Annotated in this window: 16 protein-coding genes and 2 pseudogenes; 12 read left to right on the top strand and 6 right to left on the bottom strand. The window is 61.0% G+C overall.

Annotated elements, in window-relative coordinates; genetic code table 11:
- Positions 1-2 precede the first annotated feature (2 nt).
- The gene (locus tag LDN82_RS22105; protein ID WP_224165870.1) at positions 3-1,349 is read left to right on the top strand and encodes an NAD(P)/FAD-dependent oxidoreductase; all 1,347 of its coding nucleotides are present in this window, start codon (positions 3-5) and stop codon (positions 1,347-1,349) included.
- Positions 1,350-1,843: 494 nt separating this feature from the next.
- Here the strand turns inward: LDN82_RS22105 and LDN82_RS22100 are convergent, their stop codons facing one another.
- The 5 genes from LDN82_RS22100 to LDN82_RS22080 all read right to left on the bottom strand — a co-directional run bounded on the left by LDN82_RS22100 (position 1,844) and on the right by LDN82_RS22080 (position 7,687).
- The gene (locus LDN82_RS22100) at positions 1,844-2,005 is read right to left on the bottom strand and encodes a hypothetical protein (RefSeq protein WP_224092664.1); all 162 of its coding nucleotides are present in this window, start codon (positions 2,003-2,005) and stop codon (positions 1,844-1,846) included.
- Between the two features lie 737 nt (positions 2,006-2,742).
- Positions 2,743-3,936: an endo-1,4-beta-xylanase gene (locus tag LDN82_RS22095; RefSeq protein ID WP_224165869.1), complete on the bottom strand. Its 1,194-nt coding sequence runs from the start codon at positions 3,934-3,936 to the stop codon at positions 2,743-2,745.
- Between the two features lie 437 nt (positions 3,937-4,373).
- Positions 4,374-4,610, bottom strand: a complete 237-nt coding sequence (locus LDN82_RS22090) for a hypothetical protein (protein WP_223948826.1) — start codon at positions 4,608-4,610, stop codon at positions 4,374-4,376.
- Between the two features lie 171 nt (positions 4,611-4,781).
- Entirely contained in the window at positions 4,782-6,626 is a 1,845-nt protein-coding gene (locus LDN82_RS22085) for a glycoside hydrolase family 3 N-terminal domain-containing protein (protein ID WP_224165868.1), read from the bottom strand.
- A 404-nt stretch (positions 6,627-7,030) separates the two neighbouring features.
- The gene (locus LDN82_RS22080; RefSeq protein WP_224092673.1) at positions 7,031-7,687 is read right to left on the bottom strand and encodes a TetR/AcrR family transcriptional regulator; all 657 of its coding nucleotides are present in this window, start codon (positions 7,685-7,687) and stop codon (positions 7,031-7,033) included.
- Between the two features lie 159 nt (positions 7,688-7,846).
- Between LDN82_RS22080 and LDN82_RS22075 the strand changes: the two genes are divergently transcribed.
- From LDN82_RS22075 to LDN82_RS22025, 11 genes and pseudogenes are all read left to right on the top strand, one after another.
- A complete protein-coding gene (locus LDN82_RS22075; protein WP_224165867.1) occupies positions 7,847-9,184 on the top strand; it encodes a sugar ABC transporter substrate-binding protein in 1,338 nt (445 codons plus the stop codon).
- A gap of 5 nt (positions 9,185-9,189) precedes the next feature.
- A complete protein-coding gene (locus tag LDN82_RS22070) occupies positions 9,190-10,125 on the top strand; it encodes a sugar ABC transporter permease (protein WP_224092693.1) in 936 nt (311 codons plus the stop codon).
- The gene (locus LDN82_RS22065; RefSeq protein ID WP_224092695.1) at positions 10,122-11,024 is read left to right on the top strand and encodes a carbohydrate ABC transporter permease; all 903 of its coding nucleotides are present in this window, start codon (positions 10,122-10,124) and stop codon (positions 11,022-11,024) included. Before LDN82_RS22070 ends, LDN82_RS22065 begins: the two co-directional genes overlap by 4 nt.
- 173 nt (positions 11,025-11,197) lie before the next feature.
- On the top strand, positions 11,198-13,612 hold the full coding sequence (locus LDN82_RS22060; RefSeq protein ID WP_224165866.1) for a glycoside hydrolase family 3 N-terminal domain-containing protein: 2,415 nt from the start codon (positions 11,198-11,200) through the stop codon (positions 13,610-13,612).
- 56 nt (positions 13,613-13,668) lie between these two features.
- Positions 13,669-15,183 (top strand): GH1 family beta-glucosidase, encoded by a 1,515-nt coding sequence (locus tag LDN82_RS22055; RefSeq protein WP_224092697.1) that lies wholly within the window; start codon positions 13,669-13,671, stop codon positions 15,181-15,183.
- Positions 15,184-15,699: 516 nt separating this feature from the next.
- Positions 15,700-16,470, top strand: coding sequence for a sugar phosphate isomerase/epimerase (locus LDN82_RS22050; protein WP_224092699.1), 771 nt, complete (start codon positions 15,700-15,702; stop codon positions 16,468-16,470).
- A gap of 2 nt (positions 16,471-16,472) precedes the next feature.
- On the top strand, positions 16,473-17,609 hold the full coding sequence (locus tag LDN82_RS22045) for a Gfo/Idh/MocA family oxidoreductase (RefSeq protein WP_224093936.1): 1,137 nt from the start codon (positions 16,473-16,475) through the stop codon (positions 17,607-17,609).
- A 21-nt stretch (positions 17,610-17,630) separates the two neighbouring features.
- Positions 17,631-18,842, top strand: coding sequence for a Gfo/Idh/MocA family oxidoreductase (locus LDN82_RS22040; protein ID WP_224092701.1), 1,212 nt, complete (start codon positions 17,631-17,633; stop codon positions 18,840-18,842).
- Position 18,843: 1 nt separating this feature from the next.
- Positions 18,844-19,845: pseudogene (locus LDN82_RS22035) on the top strand (sugar phosphate isomerase/epimerase family protein); the annotation flags it as partial.
- 103 nt (positions 19,846-19,948) lie between these two features.
- A pseudogene (locus LDN82_RS22030) lies at positions 19,949-20,707 on the top strand (ROK family protein).
- A 278-nt stretch (positions 20,708-20,985) separates the two neighbouring features.
- On the top strand, positions 20,986-21,264 hold the full coding sequence (locus tag LDN82_RS22025) for a hypothetical protein (protein WP_224092703.1): 279 nt from the start codon (positions 20,986-20,988) through the stop codon (positions 21,262-21,264).
- Between the two features lie 36 nt (positions 21,265-21,300).
- Here the strand turns inward: LDN82_RS22025 and LDN82_RS22020 are convergent, their stop codons facing one another.
- Positions 21,301-22,437: a Fis family transcriptional regulator gene (locus LDN82_RS22020; protein ID WP_224164432.1), complete on the bottom strand. Its 1,137-nt coding sequence runs from the start codon at positions 22,435-22,437 to the stop codon at positions 21,301-21,303.
- Positions 22,438-22,743: the final 306 nt, after the last annotated feature.

Genomic DNA, 22,743 nt, shown 5'->3' with positions numbered 1-22,743 from the left:
AAATGGAGTCATTTGATGTCGTTGTCGTTGGATGTGGATTCGCTGGTGCAATCGCAGCCCGCGAATCAAGGGCTGACGGGAAGTCCGTGCTTGTGCTCGAAGGCCGCGAACGCCTCGGCGGACGCACCTGGTACAGGAAGTTCCAGGGAACAGACCAGGGAGTTGAAATCGGCGGCACCTGGATTGCCCCCGACCAGCAGAAGTTCGTACAGGCGGAGCTGGAACGCTATAAGGTCCAGACGTTCCAAAGCCCCGTGGCATCAAACTTTGGCTGGGGCCTCAACGGTGAGATGCTGAACACGGCCTTCCCCATCCCAGCCGACGAATGGGCCGCGCTCGAGCACGCCATCGTGCAGATCGACAAGGACGCAGACCGCATCCGCTTTTATGAAGCACCCCTTGGGCAACCAGGTTTGGAAGACCTGGACATACCGTTCTCGGCTTACGTTGATGCCCTCAACGTCCCGGCCAAGACACGCGACTTCCTTCTGGCCTGGCCCACCTTCTACTTCGGCGCCTACCCTCAAGAGCTCTCCGCCCTTCACGTCATCTCCTGGGTGAGCGGCTTCGGAAGCTCCGTGGGCTGGTACACCCTGCTGACTGACAAATTCGTCGGGGGAACGAAGAGTCTTATCGAACACATCCTCGCCGAAGCTGAAACCGAGGTGCGCTACGACACGGCTGTGGCATCGATCGCGGATGAGGGTGCGCAAGTACGAGTCGTTACCCGGGACGGCCAGACGATCCTCGCCAGGTCCATCATCGTAACCGCCCCCGTCAACACCTGGGAACGAATCAACTTCGTCCCCGAACTCCCCCACGCGCACCGTGCCATGGCCACCGAAAAGCAAGCAGGACAGTCCGTGAAAGTCTGGGCACTTGTGCCCAAGTTGGAAAACGACTTCTACGGCATCGGCATCGACACCACATTCAAATGGATTGCATCGGAATACACAACCGAAGACGGGACCTACCTTTGCTGCTTCGCCAGCGCCGAAGCTGACATTGATGCAACGGACCTGGACGCCGTTACCAATGCCGTACGCCAATTCCTCCCCGAAGCAACCGTCCTCGCGGTGGACTCGCACGACTGGAACAAAGACGAATTCTCTTTGGGAACGTGGATGGCGTACCGGCCAGGCCAAGTCATGAAGTACTCCAACCATCTTCAAGTACCCCACGGGCGCGTTCACTTCGCCAATTCAGACTTGGCCTCCGGCTGGGCCGGGTGGATTGACGGTGCAATAGAATCCGCATTCACGGCAGCAAATGCGTCGAACCTCATGCTGGCCTCCGAGCGCATGCACATTCCCAATCCTCCGAAGCAGGCGAAAGTATCAACCCTGTAGGGCAGACCAGTGACGGGAATGCCAGCACTAGCCCTCTTCCGCTGCGGCTCCCATTGGAAAGAGTACCCGGATCGTATCTCGACAGGTCCGGGCGATCTTCCCCGGCTGGCATCCTGCACTGCGAAGTCGTTAGCTCCCCAGCAAAGCCATGCGCAGGCTGAACTGAACCACTTACGGTTCCGTGGGGCGAGTGTTTCAAGCCAACATTCGCCCCACCAACCATCGCCAAGGCGCTCCACGCCGTAGCGACAATTAGCACTACTGACGGTCACCGAATGCAGGGATGACTTAGAGAGAACTCATCCCATTTTACGAACATTCTGCGATTCTTAGCCATTAGGCCGCACGAAGCTCCCGAGGAAGTCGATGTGGTCGACGTCGAGACCAGCCGGTCCAGCGCGGTCGAACGAGCGCGGCAACGATGGTGGTCCGGAAGGCTGAACAACCCGACCATTGGGCGGCAGGATCGTCCCGGACGCCGTCATCGACCACTGCTATCTGAGAGGGGCGGAGTCCGACTGCGCCGCCAACGCGCTGAAACTCGCCCAACTGGCCGCTGAGGCCGTCGGGCGCGGGACCTGCGACGGTTCGACGTCGATCAGGCCACCGGCGAAGTGCACTCCAGTACCGTCACCAACCTCGAATAGAACAGTCACGGTGCCGACGCTTGCGTCAGAATCGAACTGAATTCGGTTTCCCGGACGGCCGCTCATCATCTTCTTCCATCTCATCCCGACAGTCGAATGGTAAGAAAATGAGATGGAGCAGGGCCCGCGAACAGGGAAGTAGCCCAAAGAACACGGACTTGATGAGTCCACTTCGAGCCGTTCGGTAGGCATGCACACATCCTGACTGGTCGGACCCCTGATAAATATGAGAGTCTCGCCGCTAGCCAAGTCCGCCCCACGTCAGACCACCTTGACGTCAGTTTGGGGTGTAAATAACCAAGGCGGGGGCTTCTGGCCAAGACGCTTCCTCTGATACTTATGCTTTGGCCGCGGCACGGGACTGTGTGCATAGCGCGGGGCTGAAGCTCGGAGAGTCCGGAGAACCGTCGTCGCACCTCTCCAACCTGCGCGTTACCAGGGTGAGCCCGGCGTGAGTCCTACCCGGGCCGGAGAGCGTCATTGGGTGGCGGCGGACGGATTCCAATTTCCTGGCGACGGCGTGGGTTCCCAGCGTCGACTAGACCCTAGCTCCCATTTCGCTGCCGGCCGACTCGACTGAAGGCTTACTACTACGAGGGGATGAGATTTCCCGGGCGCCATCACCCCTTGGATGCTCTACCGCTGTGCAGGAAGGACACTCGTTGTGGTGCGTTAGTGCGACCACGCACCACAACGGGTGTCACCGGGCGGCCGGTGCACAATCAGCTGCCGCGTCCATTTTGGGACTACAGTTGCAAGTCGCTGGTGTTGGAGGGTTTGCTGACAGGCTGCTTGGGTAGTTTGCCGAGCGGGTACTTGAGTGGTTCCGTCTTCTCCACGTAGTTCCGCAGGGCATCACGAACGGCGAAGTACGCCGGCTTGGGGTTGTAGTTCTCGTCGAACAGGCACGGTTTCGCTCCCGGGAGCCATGTGTAGAGGTGCTTGTCCGTGAAGCCCCAGACGCTGATTTCCTTGATGCCGGCGTTGAGCGCCTCAGTGACGATGTTGCCGTAGATCTTTGCTTGGGAGACGGGGTCGTATGTGTGCACGTCCAGTTCCGCGATGGAGACTTCGAGTCGCAGGCCGTGGAAGAAGTTGGTCATCTCGGTGATGGCTCCGGGCGGAGGCCCCTGGAGTGTTTCGTGCATCTGCAAGGCCACGCCGTTGATCGGCACCCCGTCGGCAACGAGACCGGAAACGAGGTCGTACAGTTCCTGCCGCTTCCCTGGGAGTGATTCCACAAGGTTTTCGTTCAGGAACAGCTTGGCCTTCGGGTCCGCATCATGGGCGATCCGGAACGCGTCTGCGATGTAGCCTGGGCCGAGGGCGTTGTAGAAGTCGTTGTGCTGAAGGCCCCCACCCATCGTCTCCAGCGCCTCGGTTACGACGTCCCAGCGGTCCATCTTGTTCTTGTAGCGCTTCATGATCGTATTGAAGTGATTGACCATGGCGGCGCGGAACGCGACAGGGTCATTGACCTTAGATACAAGGTAATCGGGGTTGCAGCAACCCGAGATCAGGCCGTGGCCCTTGACCTGCATGTCGTTCGCTTTACCGAAGGCTGCCAGTCGGTCCAGGCCCTCGAAGTCGAAGATGCCCTCTTGCGGCTCAACGAATTGCCACTTCAGGTCGTTCTCGGGGGACAGGCTGTTGAACTGCTCGGCCAGCACCTCCGCGAACTGAGGTTCTGCCAGGTAGTTCGAGGGCCGGCCATCGGCCGTTGATGTCATGCCCTTGATTGAACCGGATCCGATGATGAGGCCAGCCTTCGCGGCCTCCTCCCGGAGCGAGCCGATGCCACCCTCGGCCCCCACTGCGGGAAGCGCGTCTGAGGTTGGGCTTGGCGTCGTCGTGGCGGTTGCAGCCTGGCTGGCGAATGCCGACATCGTCAGGCCAAGACTGACCGTGGCGAGCATGGCTAGAGTTTTTCGCGTCTTCATTGGGGCGACTTCCTTCGAGTAAGTGACTGCCAACAGCGCGTTCGGCCGCAAGGTGACTGCTCGAAATACGAGCCAGCTTCCGGTGCGCTGGGATGGTTTCTGACCCCGGGTGGGGGCAGCCGTGCCATTCCGCCGCGGCCGGGTAAGGCGGCGGCAGCGAGTTCTGCTTCGGTGGTGAAAAGGTAACCCGAAATTGTGACGGGTGCAACAATTTCTTTTGTTTGCTTGCCTGCGCACGTTGATTTGAAGCGCTGAAGACATGCGTGGGGTTCTTGCGCAGGGCGCGGGGGTCAGAGGCCCCGATCCGGAGGAAGAGGCCCCTGATCTGCCTCCCGAGGTTCAGCGCGGAACCTGTGAACCCGCCATTGTCTGTGTCGTCGGGGTCGGCGCAGTCGTGTTCCGGACGTGCTTTCCGGGTATGCCGATTGCCTTGGGGTCTATCTACTGGCGTCGTCGTGTCGCTGGCGGATCAACCCGAAGGGGACAGCGGGATGAGCACGCACGATATATCTGCCCGTCTCGATCCGTGTCACGAGGATCCCTATCCGGTGCTTGCGTGCGGCCTTCTGCACGACGGATATCGCCTCTTCCAGAGCGTTATCCACCTCAGAGGCGTCCTTGACCTGTACCTCCAGCATGCCGGGCTGTTCCAGCTCTCCGGTCGTGATTTCCATGTGTTCCTTTCACCGCACCGAGTGCGGCGGTGCGAGGCGAAGCGAGGGGCGCTACGGCGGACGCATGCCAAGCTCGATGCAGCATCCAGCAGTTGCAGGGGAGCCGGGGTCAAGAGCCCTTGGACTGGTGGGGCGTCGGGATGAACGGGTGGGTGGCCCCGAGGGAGCCGTTTACAGAAGTGCTTTGTGTCCGGCCGGGTAAAGACATTTATCGGCTGCGAGGCCAGTGTCCGGAGCGACGGTCCGGACGTCATTCATTGCCATTGGCAGTGCGATTGGCAGCCGTCCGACTGGTGTGATTTCGCCACTGAGGACCCGCGATAGTGCAGAATCGGATACTCCAAAACTGGCCGTGAGCGCGGATGTGATCGTTGAGATCGGGGTAAGGATGGCGCCACGGTCAAGGGCGACATCCACGATCAGGGGTATGCGGGAGGATATCGCGTTCAGTCGGTAGATGAGGCCGGGCCGGAATTCAAGCCCTCCCTGGTGAAAGAATGATTCGAGGAAAAGGTCGTCTCTGGCGTCGAATGGTGCGGCGATTCTGATAATTGCTAGATCTGCTTCCTCCGGCGTGGGGACGATGGTTCCGAGCGTGCCGGCTATGGCGGGATCGATTCCCTCTATGTAGAGACGTTGGCCCGGCGCAACGGGAAGGGTCGGTTCAGTTCCGTGGAGCTTGTTCTCGAGGACACAAACGGAGCGTGATTGCGCCAGCTCGCCCGCGGCACGGTGTTGCGGGCTGCCAACGACGCGGGCCGCTGTATCTTCGTCGACGAAGGGGTTGTCGAAAAGCCCAAGCCGGAACTTCACCAGCAGCAGTCGTCGAGCCGAAGCGTCGATCCGGGATTCCGCGACGAGACCTTCATCGACCAGGCTGCGGAGGATTTCGACGCATTCTTCGCCGCCGAACTGGTCCGCTCCTGCTTCAAGGATTTTCAACATGCGGCCCCGGGCGTCGAGGTGTTCTACTCCCCAGGCCCGGGCGGGTAGGACCTGGTCGCCAATAACGTTGTCGTTGACGAGTTCCCAGTCCGTCACAATGACACCTTCAAAGCCGAGGTCCTCGCGCAGGAGTTCCTGAAGTATCTGGCGGTTGTAGCCGAAACCTACTTCTTCCACCGGTTGTCCGTTTATTTCAAGACCCACCGGCATCCCGTAGTACGGCATGATGGCCGCGGTGTCATGCTCGATGGCAGTCCTAAAAGGTGCCAGATGGTCTTCGAATCGGCCGCCCGGGTACACCTGTTCGCGACCGTAGGGGAAGTGGGCGTCCTCGCCGTCCTTTTGCGGTCCCCCGCCCGGGAAGTGTTTAGTCGTGCAGGACACGCTGCCGGGACCGAGCGTGGCGCCTTGGAAGCCGTCCAGGTAGGCGGCCGTATGGGCTATGACCCGATCGAGGCGGGAACCGAAAGTTTGCAGTTGCCGCCCCCATCGGGGCTCGGTGGCTAAGTCGATTTGCGGGTGAAGCGCAGCACGGATTCCGACCGCAGTGTATTCGGCACGGGCGATCTCGGCGAAATGGCGGGTGGTTTCAGGTTCATCGATCGCGGCCAGGCCCAGCCCTTCCGGCCATTGCGAAAACGGGCCTGCGGAAAATCCGACGCCGACGTTTTCGGCGAATGCGTGGCGAGGGTCCGTGGAGATTGTGACGGGAATTCCGTGAGGCGTTTGAGCTGCGAGTTTTTGCAGGGCGTTGTTCCACCGGGCGGCTTCGCGTGCGTCGTCGAGTCCGTGGACATTGAAGTGGGTCATGTTCTTCGCCAGAACCACTACCGAGGTTGGTGATTTGCTGATGTGCCCGGCTGTCTCCAGCAAGGAGCCGCCTGGTCCTGATTCGATGACGGTCTGAAACATGAGGCCGATTTTTTCGTCTAACGAGAGCCGGTTGAGAAGGTCTTCGGTGCGCTCTTCGGGTGTTCTCCGCGGGTCCTCAAAGGGGTCCATGATCCCGTTCCCGTTCAGGTCGCGGTACTGGATTCCGTCAGGTGTTGTTGCCAGATTTAGGTGGGTCATGTGGATCCTCTCCTGGATGGGCGGTTTTATTTTTCGTTTCGGCGAAGACGCGCCGAACCCCGAGATCGGAGCGAGTTATTGTGCTTTTAGTGAGAAGGCGAGGGCACGTCCGGCAGTGTCTTTGCCGTAGCGATCGTGGAAATGGACTTCACTACCCGTCCCGCAGCGAACTCACCACTACCCCTGCGAGCCGTGCGGGCGATCCACACGCACGCTGCCCGGTTCCGGCCCGCTCATGGAAGGATCTCCTCGTTGAGGGGTCACGATGTCGTCGCGACAGCACAAGCGACAGCGCCCACCTTACGACGAAATTTGAACGACTGCTACATTTTTCGGAGTTATGGTTCCGCTAAGGCCGCACTAACCACGCGGCACTGGAGCGGGGGAAAGAAGGATCGGGCAGATTACCGGGCGGCAGATCGGTTCGGAACGCCAGGGAGATCCTTCACCGATTCCGGAAGGGCCCATTCAAAGAATGCCCTCATAGACCTGGTCATATCGGCGGTCGGGTCGATCAGCCATTGCAGCTGTATGCCGTCCCAGGTACCTATGAGCAGGCGGCTAAGGGTGTGGGGGTCTCGGGTTGGGCTGATTCGGCCTGCGGCCTGGTCGTAGGTGAAGGCGGCCGAAAGTTCTTCCGTTTTGCGCCGGTAGCGGGCGACGAACCAGTCATGCGCGGGATGCGTGGGGGTGGAGGATTCCGCTGCCAGGATGGCGAAGAGGCGCAGCAGTTCGGGCCGCTCGATGCTTGACTCCACCCGCTCCAGTGTGGCGGACGCGACCCCGCGTTCGGCGCAAGCGGCGTCGAAGTCGAACTCTTCGTTGCCGGGAGTGGTCCTGTCGGCCCGCTCGAGCACGGCCTCGAGAAGCTCGTACTTGGACCCGAAGTGGTGGACGATGCTGGTCAGGCTGAGGTCGAGGGAGCGCGCGATGTCCCGCAATGAGCCGCCGTGGTAGCCGTGTGTTGCGAACACAGTGGCGGCGGCATCGAGGATGTCACTCGATCGCTGCGCCGATTTTGCGTACGGACCCCGGGCGCCGGGGCTCTTCTGTTCACTCATGCTAGTGACCTTACTAACTATAGCCCGGCGCCTTGGGCAACACCGGCCCTTTGAAACTGCTTGAATAAAATTGTAGCAACTGTTTCGTTTTCGTGTAATGATGATCACGATCACCACGGCGACCCAGTTCCGGGCGCCCCATGTCACAAGGAGGTAGACATGCCTACACCAGCAGCAACACTCAAGCGGCGTACCTTTGTCGCGGGCTCGTTCATTGCAGCAACAGCCCTACTTGCCGGGTGCACCGCCGGCGGCGGTGGCGCCAGCAGCCCGTCGGGGGAGACCACTTTGACCGTCATGGTCGGAGCCAAGGATCTCAGCGCGGAACAGGTTGCCGAGTTCGAGAAGAACAACCCTGGCATCAAGATCAACCAGGTTCTGTTCGATGCGACCCGGCTGAACACCATGCTTGCTTCGGGCAACCCGCCCGACATTACTGTTGGCGCCGCCGTCGGCAGCGCCAACTTCAACGCGCGGGGATTGGCTACGGACCTCACCCCATACCTGAAGAAGAGTGATGTGCTGAAGGAAGACGACCTTCAGCCCGTCAACAACAGCTTCCGCTGGAACGGCACCAAGAGCGGCGAAGGTCCCCTATACGGCGTCGTCAAAGACTGGAGCCAGGACTCGACACTCTGGTACAACACCGCCCTTTTCGACAAAGCCGGCGTCCCCTACCTGAGTGACACCGAGGCAACCAGCTACGACAACCTCCTGGAAATCGCCAAAAAGCTCACTGTCACCGAGGGCACAACAACGAGGACCTTCGGACTGGGCGTCGAATGGGACTGGTCCCTCTCCCAGCCCATGTCGGCGATGGTAATGCAGCAAGGTGGGCAGCTGTACAACGAAGACCTGACCAAGATCGACTTCACCTCGGCCGCCGCCAAGCGCGCCTTCCAGTGGTACGTCGATTTCGGGAAATCAGGGGTGGGCCCGACGTCCCTGAACCCGCTTCCGGACGGCTCTGACTACTCGACCTTCGCCGCACAGCGCATGGCGATCAGTCAGGATGGCTATTGGTATGGCGGCAACTTCGCCGCCCCCGATGCGCTGAAGACTGTCCGAATGGCTCCTTCACCTGTAATGGGAGACACCCGTGTCGCGCCGACGTTCTCCGGGCAGGGTTGGTGGATCCCGGAGAAGGCGAAGAACAAGGATGCAGCTTTCAAGCTCATGGAGTATTACATGGCCGGCACGCCGGCCAAGGAGCGTGCCGCGAGTGGTTGGGGCCTTCCGGGGCTGAAGTCGCTGAGCGATAAGTTGCCGCAGGATCTTCCATTCCAGAAGCAGGCGTACCAGGTCGCGCAGAATGAACTGCAGTATGCGAAGCCCTTGCCCGACTCGCCTTACATCTCGACAGATCTCTTGAACGCCACGATCAAGACGTACCTTGAGAAATCAATCAAGGGTGAACTGAGCGTAGACCAGGCATGCTCGGCGCTCACTGATGACTTGAACAAAGCCCTCGCGCAGGGCAAGAAGCAGATCGGCTAACAGTTATGGCACGCAAGTGGTCCCGCTACCCCAAGAAAGCGTTCTACGCATTCGTCGGGCCTTGGGTAATAGGTTTCGTGCTGCTGACGGCGTTGCCCATGGTGTTCGGGCTGCTTGTGAGCCTTACCAACTTCGACGGCAGCTCTCCGCGCTTCAAGTGGGTTGGCCTGGATAACTACGTTGAACTGTTCAGTGACGGCGAGGCGTGGATGGCGCTGCTGAGGACGCTGCTGTTCACTGCCATCGTTGTCCCGCTGACCATCGGCGGATCTCTTGGCCTGGCGATGATCATCAACCGGCGGCTGAGGGCATTGGGACTGTGGAGGACTCTGTTCTTTCTGCCCTCAGTCGTCCCGGTTGTCGCCATGGCAATCATGTGGAAGCTTGTCTTCAACAGGGATTCAGGAATCCTCAACGCCATCCTGGGGGTCGTCGGCATCCAGCCGATCGCGTGGCTTCTGGACCCTACCGCCTTCTACGCTCTGGTGATCCTGATGCTCTGGGGTCTGGGCGCAGGCATGATCATCATGCTCGCCGCTCTTCAGGGCGTTCCGGCCGAGCTCGAGGAAGCGGCCACCATCGACGGCGCGGGACGATGGTCTGTCTTCCGGCACGTGACAGTACCGATGATTTCGCCCATCCTCTTCTTCCAGGTGATCACGGGCGTGATCGCGGCGTTGCAGGTCTTCATCCAGCCCCTGCTCCTGACCAGCTCGGCCGGTATCTCGAAGGTCAGTGGGGTGCCGGACAGCAACAACCTGTACATGGTGCAGGTCTACAAGGAGTTCTTCCTCAGCAACCGTTTCGGCTACGGATCGGCAATGCTGTGGGTGTTCTTCCTCATCATCCTCGGTCTGACGTTGCTCTTCCTGCGCTCGAGCCAGTCATGGGTGTACTACGAAGTCGACACGGAAGCCGAGAAAGAAGGAGCAACCCGATGACCACGACTGAGCGTGAAACACCCGCCGGGCTGGCACCCGAGGCCAAACATATCCGGAAAGCCGAAAAGGTCCGGAAGGACAAGCGGCCCCCGGCGATCCTCTACATTTTGATCCTGCTCCTGTCGGTGTTCTTTATCGGCCCATTCCTGTGGCTGATACTTGCGGCGCTGAAGACACCCGCTGAATGGGCCTCGTTTCCGATCCAGGTCCTGCCTGATAAGGCGCAATGGAACAACTTCGTCGAGGCCGTTACCCAAATGGACTTTGTGGCCTACACGGCCAACTCTTTATTCCTCGCGACAACGTATTCGGTGCTGATAACCATATCGAGCGCTACGGTCGGCTTCGGTTTCGCCCGGCTAAGGGCCCCCGGAAAAAAGGCCCTGTTCCTGGTTCTGCTCTCAACCATGATGATCCCGCAGATTCTGACGCTGCTGCCAACGTACGTTCTCTTCTCGCAAATCGGGCTGGTGAACACCTACTGGCCCTGGATTTTGTGGGGGCTGGCCGCATCACCGTATATGGTGTTCCTCTTCCGCCAGTTCTTCTCGTCGCTCCCGCGCGAACTCGAAGACGCGGCAATTATGGATGGTGCCGGCTGGCTGAGAATCTTCGTCCAGATCTTCCTTCCCCTCTCCCGCCCGGTGCTGATTACCTCGTTCCTTTTGTCGTTCACGTGGACCTGGGGCGATTACATTGGACCCGCACTGTTGTTGGACACGGACCACACGACCCTCGCGGTGGCCATTACCGCGTGGTACCAGGACCCTAACGGGAACACCATTCCCACCGTGCAGGCCGCTGCTGCCGTGCTGTACATCCTGCCCGTGCTGTCGATCTTCTTCTTCGCCCAGCGCTACTTCATCCGCTCCACCGTCTCCTCCGGAGTCAAGGGCTGAAGTCCGGGCCAAGTAGATACGTCGGCGGCCGGTAGCGACTCCTCCCCGACGTTGGCAACCGGCCCGGCCGCCACACCACACCACACCACACCAGTAGATGCCTCGGGCTGATCAACGTCCAAGCGAGAGGCCACCTCGGTGAGCCACACAGCAAGAAACTTTAGGAGCAATACGTGGAGGAAGCGCGCTTTCGGGCCGTTGATCTGATCAAACGAATGACAATCTCGGAGAAGGTTGCACAACTCACCTCTCTGGTGCCGACGATGCTGTTCGACGCAGATGGCATTCGCCCCGGAATCGCCGCCACCAAGCTCGGTGATGGGATCGGGTACGTGGAACCCCATATGGGGGGATTCCCGCGGACTGCTGCCGAGGTCGCGCGGCTCAATAATGAGGTTCAGCGATACCTGGTAGAGAATACCCGTCTGGGGATTCCCGCCATCATGCACGTCGAGGCACTGAATGGTGTCAACGCACCGTCATTTACCTCGTTCCCCACAGGGATCGGCCTTGCGGCGACGTGGGATCCAGAAGGGGTCGGTGAGATGGCCGCCCTGACACGCCGGCAGATGCGCTCGGTTGGTTTCCACCACGCGCTTTCGCCGGTCCTTGACGTTGCAAGAGATGCAAGGTGGGGGCGAGTACACGAGACGTATGGCGAGGATCCCTACCTCGTGAGCGCTTTTGGAGTCTCGTTCATCCGCAATCTGCGTGGAGCGTCGCTGAAGGATGGGGTGATTGCCACTGGCAAGCATTTCCTTGGTTACGCGATGAGTGACGCAGGGCTAAACATGGCGTCCGTGACCCTAGGCGAGCGAGAGCTCCGGGAGGTTTATGCGCGTCCGTTCGCTGCCGCCATCACACTGGCCGGCCTGGATTCGGTCATGAATTCCCTCTCCGATTGGGATGGCGTGCCCGCTGCCGCTGACTCGCGGATATTCCGCCACCTGTTGCGGGACGAACTGGGCTTCGACGGGACAGTGGTCTCCGACTGGGGATCAATCGAGAACCTGGTCGTCCACCACCGGGCCGCCAGCAATGCGCGCGAAGCAGCGGTGCTGGGACTTCGCGCTGGCATTGACGTAGAGTTACCGGCTCCCTTCGGGTACGGGGAAGCCCTTATCTCCGCCATCCAGGACGGGGAGATCAGTGAGGCACTTGTAGATGAGGCGGTCTTGCGGGTCCTCACTCACAAGTTCGAGCTCGGCTTGTTCGAGAATCCGTATGTGTCCACCGATCAGGTCACGGTGATGTCAATTGCCAAGGAGGGCCGCGAGCTCTCGTCGCGGCTGGCGCACGAGTCGGTCACGCTGTTAAAGAACGACGGTGTCCTGCCCCTCGGCAATGCACAACGCATAGCCATCATTGGTCCTCACGCCGATGCGGTGGGTACCGCATTTGCACCATATACGTTTCCCGCATTCATCGCCCTGACCCGCGCTCTGCGCAGTGGAGTGGCCAGCTCCATGGTCGGAGTGGATGAAGGTACGTTCCAGCCCGATAACTCCTACGTTGAAGGCGAGATCGGCGATCTCCTGTCAATGGGCGAGGACGAATACGCACGAGTCCAGTACGACGCCGCGTCGCTCAGCGAGGCCCTGCGGACCGCACTGCCGAATGCGACGGTAGTGGTTTCCGAAGGTTGCGACGTTGACGGCGGCATCGACAAAATCCCGGCCGCGGTTGACGCGGCGCGCGGCGCAGATGTCATTATCCTGGCGCTCGGCGGACTGGCCCGCTGGTTCTTCGCCGAGCGCACCGAAGGCGAAGGCGCAGACACCTCCGATCTGCGACTTCCTGAATCACAGCGCAAACTCGTCGATGCGCTCCATACCCTGGACACACCGATGGTGGGCGTACTCTTCTCAGGCAGGCCCCTCGCGCTGGGCGTCATCGAACCAAAACTGAACGCGCTCGTACTCGGATACTATGGCTCCGAATTCGGCCCCCGCGCCGTCACGGACGTTCTCACTGGCGCCAGCGAGCCGCAAGGACGACTCCCGTACACCATGCCCCGATCAAGCGGTCAGGTACCAATCCACTCCAGCCAACGATTCGGCAGCGGCTACCGCCGCCGCGAAGGCGACGACCATGGCGGATATGTCGATGAGGCCGCCACACCACTGTTTCCGTTCGGGCACGGTCTCACCTACACCCGCTTCACGTACTCAGCACTGGCCCTCAGCACGCCATCAGTCGCCACGGACGGAGAGGTCGAAGTGACGGTCACGGTGATCAACAGCGGCAGCCGCACCGGCACCGAAGTGGTCCAGCTGTACGTCGAGGACGAAGCACTCGGAATCTCACGACCTGCGCTTCAACTTGCCGGCTTCCAGCGCATCACGCTGGAGCCTAGCCAGGAAGCAACACTGGTCTTCACCCTGCAGCTGGCGCTCCTGGCCTACCTCTCGCTTGAAGGCAGGTGGATCGTTGAGCCAGGCCCAATGTCCATTTCAGTCGGCGCGTCTTCGGACGACCGCCCACTGCGCACTCTGCTGGACGTTACCGGCGGAACTGCGGACGTGACGGACAGCAGGGCATACCTGACTGAATCAAAGTCTCTGACCCTCACCGCGGATTTGCCATGAACCAGCCGCTGCCGCGGAACCAACGCGGTCACGCGACCGACGCGAAAGGACTGACCATGTACCACGGTCTCCTCGATAGCGGACACATCGATTTACCGCCCTCCTTCATTCTTGGCGCCGCGACCGCCGCCTACCAGATTGAGGGCGGCGCAACCGAAGGGGGACGGGGCCCCTCCATTTGGGATACCTTTAGCCACACTCCAGGGAAGACCGAAGGGGGCGCCACGGGAGACGTCGCCGCCGACCACTACCACCGTGTCGAGGAGGATCTCGGGTTGATGGAGGCCCTGAACCTAACCGCTTACCGGTTTTCGATCTCGTGGTCGCGCGTCATGCCGACCGGTGAGGGCGAGGTGAACGCTGAGGGCCTACAGTTCTATTCACGCCTCGTTGACAGTCTGCTGGCGCGCGGAATCCAACCGGTCGTAACGCTCAACCACTGGGACCTTCCACAAGCGCTGGAAGACAAGTACGGCGGCTGGCGCGGACGCAAGACCGCCTTCGCCTTCGAAAAGTACGCAGAGATCATGGGCGCTGCTCTCGGTGACCGCGTCTATATCTGGTCGACCCACAACGAGCCTTGGAACAACTCCTTCTCCGGATACGGCAGTGGAGCATTTGCACCCGGTGGAACAAGCCATGAAGATGCGCTCATCGCAGCGCACCACCTCAACCTTTCGCATGGACTTGCCGTCAAAGCGCTCCGGCGAACCATCACCCGGAACGACGCGCAAATCTCTGTGGCACTGAACATCTTCCGCGTAGCCGCTGAAACCCCGGAAGACGCAGAAGCTGCGCGCCAGTTCGACGCGGTGGCGAACCGCGTCTTCACCGGGCCCATGCTGAACGGGCAGTACCCTGCCGACCTTCTCGCCGACACACGGAAATTCACGGACTGGAGTTTCGTCCTTCCCGGGGATTTGGAAACCAGTCATCAACCGATCGATCTCCTGGGCGTGAACTATTACGAAGTCATGCATGTACGCCTGAACCCCGCCTATGACCCGGAAACCGAAAAAGACGGCGGCACCGCCTTCCCGGGCTCGGAAAGAATTGAGTTCCTTCGACGAGGAGACCTCGAGCGGACCGGGATGGACTGGGGGATTGAACCCCAAGGCCTCGAAGACCACCTCGTGGCACTTTCTGCTGAACATCCTGGTTTGCCGATCATGGTGATGGAAAACGGAGCAGCTTTTCCCGACACCGTCACCTCGTTGAACGGCAACAACGTTGTCCTAGATTTTGACCGTACCCGCTTCCTCATCGAACACGTCACGGCAACTGACCGCGCCCGCCACCGCGGGGCCAACGTTGTTGGCTACCTGGTCTGGTCACTCCTGGACAACTTCGAGTGGGCCGCCGGATACGGACCGCGATTCGGCATCATTCACGTCGATTACGACACCCTCCAGCGGACCCCGAAACTCAGCTCCCACTGGTTCTCTCAACTCTGCGCATCAAAAACCATCCCAACCCTGCGCGAGTTCTCACTCGACAGCAGGCCCGATCAGAGCCGGGCGCCTACTACTCACACAGAGGACGCCCTCGTGGCCAACCTGAGTAAGGATTAGAAACGACGTGATCGTCTAGCGCGGGGATTACACCCGCATGTGGCGTGTCTTCCTGGGCACAGATTCAACCGAAGCCGCGCGTTTGGGATTTCACCTGACGCGACACCGTGCTCGGCCAATTCAATGTTGACGGCGTCTGGATGCCCCTGGCCACAACCGCGAAATCCCCGCCGGCGGATGGAACCGCAAGCTCCGGGCGCCTCTTCCTGAAGTTGCTGGACCCCACCTGCTTAAAAGGAGAACAACATGCACGTTACCGACAAGGTCGTTCTTCAAAGACATCGCCCTCATCATGTTCGGCGTGCTCATCTCGGTCGTGCCGTTGCTGGTGCTGTTCTTCATCCGCGGCAAGCAACTCGTCGCTTGCGTTATGCAGGGAGCCGTCAAGGGATGAGGCAGCAATCCGCACATCAAAAGACTGAAATAACGCCCCGTAACAGCCGAAACAGGCTTCCGGGGTTCGCCGAAACAACAGCTAACCCCGATGTTTCAGAACCACCCGCAAAAGGAAGAACAATGTCCTATTCAATTCAGCTCTACACCCTCCGGGATGCCATCTCCGAAGACCTCCCCGCAACTCTCAGGAAGGTTGCGGAGATCGGTTTCACCCAGGTTGAGCCCTACAACTTCGTCGCTACGACCAAGGAGCTCGGCGCCGCGATGAAGGACAACGGCCTCACGGCGCCCTCCGGCCATGCGCCGCTGCTTTCCCAGGACCAGGATGAAATCTTTACCGCGGCGAAGGAACTGGGCATCAGCACCGTCATTGACCCCTACCAGCCAGCGGACCAATGGCAGAACGCCGAAACCATCCAGTCCACTGCGGCCAAGCTCAACGCCGCTGCGAAGAAAGGCGCCGAGTATGGCATTCGCGTGGGTTATCACAACCATGAGTGGGAACTCGAGTCCATTGTTGACGGGCGAACGGCGCTGGAATACCTCGCCGAGTACCTCGACCCCGCGGTAATCCTGGAGGTGGATACCTACTGGGTGGCCGTGGGCGGCCACGACCCCGTGGATATCCTCACAAAGCTCGGCGACAGGGTGAAGTTCATCCACATCAAAGACGGTCCCATAAACAAGGACAACAAGGCACAAAAAGCAGCAGGGCAGGGCAACGTCCCGGTCCTGGAGGTGATCGCCGCGGCACAATCCCTCGAAGTTGGCGTGGTGGAATTCGATGACTACTCCGGCGACATCTTCGACGGCATCGCGCAGAGCCTGGCCTTCCTGAACAGCAACGCGGCCAGCGCCGGTACGGGCGCTACCGAAGGAGCCAACGCGTGAGCATCCCCGCAGCATCCAGTCCGTCCACCTCGTCTTCCCTTCGGGGGCCGGTGGGCGTCGGCGTCATCGGAGCAGGCAACATCAGCAAGGCGTACCTGGACAACCTCACGGTTTTTCCGGACCTGAAGGTTCTGGTCATCGCCGACCTCTTCGAGGACGCCGCCGAGGCGCGCGCCAAGGAATGCGGCGTCCCCGAGTGGGGCGGCCCGGAAAAGGCGCTGAACCATCCCCACGTCGAAATCATCGTGAACCTGACCATCCCGGCAGCACACGTCGAGGTCGCCACGGCTGCGGTCAACGCCGGCAAGCACATCTGGACGGAGAAGCCTTTCTCCCTGGACCGCGAGTCCGGACTGGGGCTGCTCAAGGCAGCAGATACCGCCGGCATCCGCCTCGGAACGGCGCCGGACACGTTCCTGGGTGCGGGCCTGCAGACCGCCCGCCGCATCATCGAGTGCGGCGACATTGGAACTCCGCTGACGGGGATGACCACTTTCCAGACCCCCGGTCCGGAATCCTGGCACCCGAACCCGGCGTTCCTGTTCCAGCACGGCGCCGGCCCGTTGTTCGACATGGGCCCGTACTACCTCACTGCCCTGATCCAGACGTTCGGCTCGGTGCGCAGGGTTGCCGCCGTCGGCTCCTCCGCAAGGGCGACCCGGATCATCGGTTCCGGTCCGAAGGCCGGCGAGGAATTCGCCGTCGAAGTCCCCACCCATGTCTCCGCGATGGCGCAGTTCGAAAGCGGTGCGTCCTCCCACAGCGTGTTCTCCTTCGAGTCCCCCCGCCAGCGAATGGGGTTCGTGGAAATCACCGGCACCGAGGCCACGCTCTCGCTGCCGGACCCGAACTATTTCGACGGCGGCCTCAAGCTCTGGCGACCCGGCGCGGAAGAACCCGAAATCATCCCCGCCACCGGACCGGCCAACGGTCGCGGCCTGGGCGTGCTGGACATGGCCCGTGCCCTGCGCTCCGGCACTCCACACAGGGCCACCGGCGAACTGGCCTACCACGTGCTGGACACCATGGTCTCGATTTCCGAATCCGTGGAATCGGGCTCATTCGTGGACGTCACCAGCAACGCGCCCTCCTCCGAACCCGTCCCTGAGGACTGGGCGCCGGAAACCGCCACGCTCTAAGAATCAGCGAGGAACCACACCATGACCACCCCAGTCCGCCCATCCGACCAAACGCCTTCCCCGGCATACCGCCCAGCATCTGCCCCGCTGGGTGTGGCCGCCATTGGCTACGCGTTCATGGGGAAGGCCCACTCGAATGCGTGGCGGAACGTGGCCAGCTTCTTCGACGTCCCCGCCTTCGAGCAGAAAGTCCTCGTCGGCCGGGACGCCGAATCCGTTGCGGAGGCGGCCGCCAAGTACGGCTGGGCAGAGTCCGCCACCGACTGGCGGTCCGTCATTGCCCGGGACGACATCCACATCGTCGATATCTGCGCTCCGGGCTGGATGCACGCCGAAATCGCTGTTGCCGCCCTCGCTGCCGGGAAACACGTCCTCGTGGAAAAGCCGCTGGCGAACACGATCGCCGAGGCAGAAGCCATGACCGCAGCCGCGGCAACGGCCCGCGCGAACGGCGTGCAGTCGATGATCGGCTTCAACTACCGCCGCGTCCCCGCTCTTGCACTGGCCCGCGAACTGATCGCCGAAGGCCGGCTCGGCACCGTCCGCCACGTCCGGGCCGCCTACCTTCAGGACTGGCTCTCCGACGCCGAGTCCCCCATGACCTGGCGGCTCCGCAAGGAAACCGCCGGCTCCGGCGCCCACGGCGATATCGCCTCCCACGCCATCGACCAAATCCAACATCTCACCAATGAGACAGTTACCGAGGCCACCGGAACACTGCGGACATTCGTCGCAAGACGTCCCGGGCCCCACGGCCCCGAAGATGTCACGGTAGATGATGCTGTCTGGGCCACACTTGGACTGACGGGGGACGTCGGTGCGTCAGTTGAGGCGTCTCGAGTCGCGACCGGCCAAAAGAACAGCCTTCGCATAGAGATCTACGGCACTGCTGGTTCGCTCGCGTTTGACTTGGAAAACTTCAATGAGCTCCGTTTCCTGGACGCTACCGTTCCAGTCCGCGAACAGGGGTTTCGCCGGATTCTAGTCAACGAACCCGAGCACCCCTATCTGGCGGCGTGGTGGCCGCAGGGCCATATCATCGGTTGGGAACACACCTTCACCCACCAGATCCGGGATTTCCTCACCGCCATCCAGGAGCAGACCCCGCCCTCGCCGTCATTCGAAGACGGACTGCAGATCCAACGTGTCCTGACCGTCATCGAGGAATCGGCCGACAACCGCGGTGTTGTCACGCCTGTCCTACAACCAACCTTCGCTACGCAAGGAGCCTGACATGCCCCGCCCGTACACCCTGTTCACCGGCCAGTGGGCCGACCTCCCCTTCGAGGAAGTCGCCCGCCTTGCCTCAGGCTGGGGCTACGACGGCCTGGAAATCGCCATCTCCGGAGACCACCTGGACGCCTGGCGCTGGGACGAACCCGGCTACGTCGAATCCAAACTCGCCATACTGGAAAAGTACAACCTCAAGGTGTGGGCCATCTCCGGAGACCACCTCAAAGGCCAAGCCGTCTGCGATGACCCCATCGACTTCCGCCACGAAGCAATCGTCGGATCGCGCGTGTGGGGTGACGGCGAACCCGAAGGCGTCCGCCAACGCGCCGCCGAAGAAATGAAACACACCGCCCGCCTGGCACGCGCACTGGGAGTAGACACCGTCGTCGGGTTCACCGGCTCCTCCATCTGGCAATACGTCGCCATGTTCCCGCCCGTCCCCGAAAAGGTCATCGACGCCGGCTACCAGGACTTCGCCGACCGCTGGAACCCCATCCTGGACGTCTTCGATGAATGCGGTGTCCGCTTCGCCCACGAAGTCCACCCCTCCGAGATCGCCTACGACTACTGGACCACCGTCCGCACCCTCGAAGCCATCGGACACCGGCCCGCGTTCGGCCTGAACTGGGATCCCTCACACTTCATGTGGCAAGGCATTGACCCTGTCTCCTTTATCTGGGACTTCAAGGACCGGATCTACCATGTGGACTGCAAGGACACCAAGCTCCGGCCCACTGGCAGGAACACCGTGATCGGCTCGCACCTGCCGTGGGGCGATCCCCGCCGCGGCTGGGACTTCGTCTCCGCCGGACGCGGAGACGTGCCCTGGGAATCCTCCTTCCGGGCCCTCACCGCGATCGGCTACGACGGCCCCATTTCCGTGGAATGGGAAGACGCCGGCATGGACCGCCTGCATGGCGCCCCCGAAGCCCTCGCCGCCCTGAAGAAATTCGACTTCCCCGCCTCCCAAACCAGCTTCGACGCCGCCTTCAGCAGCAACGACTCGTGGGGGCTACCGATCTCGGCAGAAAGGTTGCCGGGGCGGCAACGGCAGTCCCCGGCGATACGCTAGTGCACGGTTTTCACACTTCTTCGGTACCAAGCGCATGGACATTGCATTTATCCGCGTTGACATTGGAGGCACGGGTATCAAAGGAGGGCTGGGAGACAAGAATCAAGGCAAAAACTCCTCGGTGACCGTACCGACTCCGCACCCGGCGACCCCCGAAGCAGTAGCCGCGGCAGTTTCCTTGGTGATCGAATGTATCTCAGTCCACCCGCAGGCTCCGGCTGCGTCTGCACCGGTAGGTGTGACATTTCCCGGCATAATCCGGCATGGCGTTGTGCACTCTGCGGCGAACATGGAGCAAAGCTGGCTGAACACTGACATCAACCAACTCCTAAGCGCCCGGCTGTGTCGGCCGGTACAGGCTGTAAACGGCGCTGATCCCGCAGGTAATGCCGAAATCAGTTACCGCGCTGGCATGTGCATAGACGGTTCGGTCCTAGCCATCACGCTGGGGACTGGCATTGTATCTGCGTTGTTCCTCAACGGTCAGCTCGTCCCCAATTCCGAGTTCGGACACCTGGAAGTAGATGGTGTTGCGGCCGAAAAGCGGGCTTCAGCAGTGGCACGCGAAAGGGACGGACTTTCCTGGAAGGAGTACAGCGACGTGCTGCAGCGATGCTTGTCACACCTGGAATTTTTTGTTCTCGCCCGAACTCGTTATCATCGGTGGAGGCATTCACAGCACGCCAACGATTACTTACCCAACCTCAAATTGGGAACCGCAGTACTTCCTGCCACGCTCCGCAATGATGCCGGCATAGTCGGTGCAGCACTTCAGGCCACCATCGCGCACTGAATCGGTTTGACGACCGCCATGATGAACTCGATTGGTAGCCACCGAAAGGATGTGCAGTGATTGCTGCTCCGACTTCGCGAAGGGCTCCCTCGCGGAGTTCGTAAGGCAGGTTCTCTCATCTACTTCTACTCGTCCTACTTAACTGGCATGCACGGGTATTCATGGGACGGGAGTAGCCGCCTCCGTGATTTGCCGACGGTGAACGGCACTCATACTGCTCGGTGGCGGGGCCGGTGTTAGCTCATGACAGAAAGCTCCTCCGGCTGTAGGCTCCGAATATGCCTGAGGGTCGGAAGCGCCTTGAGCCGCGTATGACGCGGGGCGGATTTCGCTGGCAGCTGGTCATGGTGTCCTTCATGGCCGTAAACGCAATCGTGCAAATTGCATTCCGGTGGAATCAAGCTTGGGGTCCCTTTCTTTACCTCATGCTGGCAATGCTGATTATCTGCGCGGTCTTCACCGCCTATCTGCTCTATGTGCGCCACTACGACGGTCATTTCTGGGACGAGGAAGAAGCCCGTCGCCAGGACTGGGATCGTCGGGGCCGGCAGCTTTAGGTATGTCCTCACGGACGCAAGCGAGACGGAGCCGTTCTAGTTTCTCGGGCTTTCGTGCAGGACGGACTCGTTTACTGCTGCGATGTACCGGGCATAGGCGGATGCCGAGTCGGTGGCGTGGCGTTCGATGGTAGTCGGGGAGTAGCCGAGGGTTTCGGCGATGATGGCCACGGGTGCGAGTTTGGTGAGTTCGTGGAGTGTTCCGAGTCGCGCGGCGCGGGTGTTGAAGAGCTTGCTGAGTCGGGTTGTGAGGTGCCCTGGGTGGATGTGGCGTCCGGGTGATGTTCCGCGGAATACCCACTTGGTGTTGGGGTGTGCTGCGGTCAGTTCGTGGCCTGGGTTTGCGGCGAGCTCCCGCCATGGCTGGGCTAACGGGTCCGGCAGCGCAATTTTGGTGGTTCCGAGTTGGATGGTGACTAAGTCTTCAGTGACTGTGACGTCGTCCCAGGTCAGCCGGGCGATGTTTTCGGCTTGTTGTCCGAAGACGAGGATGAGGATCGCGGCGGCCCGGTCACGGGTCTCCGGTCCGTTGGTGTGGATGATTTGTTGGAGCGCTTTGTCTTGCCCGATCTTGGGGAGTCTTGGGCTGGTGCCGCGGCGGTGCGGGACGATGGTGAGCCCCGCTGGGGCGGCCTTGGTTTTGATGGCCCATTTGAGGAAGCGCTCAGCGATGCGTCTCGTCGTGGGCCCCTCGGATTGCCATACATCAAGGTGGGACTGCTGCAGTTCCGGCAGTTTGATGTCATGACCGGTGAGCCAGTTCAGGAGGTCGATGGCGACGGTGACTTCCTGTTTGGCGCGCAGGAAAGTGCCGCGGGAGACTTCGTCCATGAGGTTCATGCGTCGCTGGTGATGCCATCGGATGTAGCGGCGGATCACGTCAAGGTTCTGTGGGTCGCTGACGCGTTCCATGGCTTGGGTGGCCCAGCTTTCGTAGCGAATCAGGAACGCATTTCGCTGGGGGAGCACCCCGTGCTCGATGAGGAGCCCTCGGACGTACTCGCGGGTGCGGGAGTCGGGCAGTTCATCGAAGGTGTCGTGACTGATTTTGGGTGCGGTAGCGAGGTTACGAAGGAAGGCCGTGACGTGCTTTTGCCGGATCCAGGTCATGCCGCTGTTGGCCCGTTTCATTGACTTCAGTGCCGCCGCCAGCGGGATCAGTTCCGTGGCCATGACTCCCGTAGCTGGGTCTGTAAGCAGGTCGTCTACGATGTCGCCGAGGACGCAGGTCCAGCAGCGTCCACCACTGTAAAGTTCGTCTTCGGCGCCGCAGCCCACACAGTCAACGTTGAGCCGAACGCCCGAGCAGCTGCGGCATGCCGGCTCCTCATCGATAATTCCCGGAAGAACACCTTCATGGCCGCAGGCGCAGACTCCACGGGTGCGCTTTGCCTGCTGATAGCAGTAGCCGCAAACGCCGCCGTCTGGCCAGCGCGCGACGGTTTGATGGTGCTGACCGCAGCGACTGCAGGGAACCGG

The sequence above is a fragment of the Arthrobacter sp. StoSoilA2 genome (assembly GCF_019977195.1).
Classification (GTDB): Bacteria; Actinomycetota; Actinomycetes; order Actinomycetales; family Micrococcaceae; genus Arthrobacter.
This window is presented reverse-complemented; position numbering and strand designations above follow the sequence as displayed.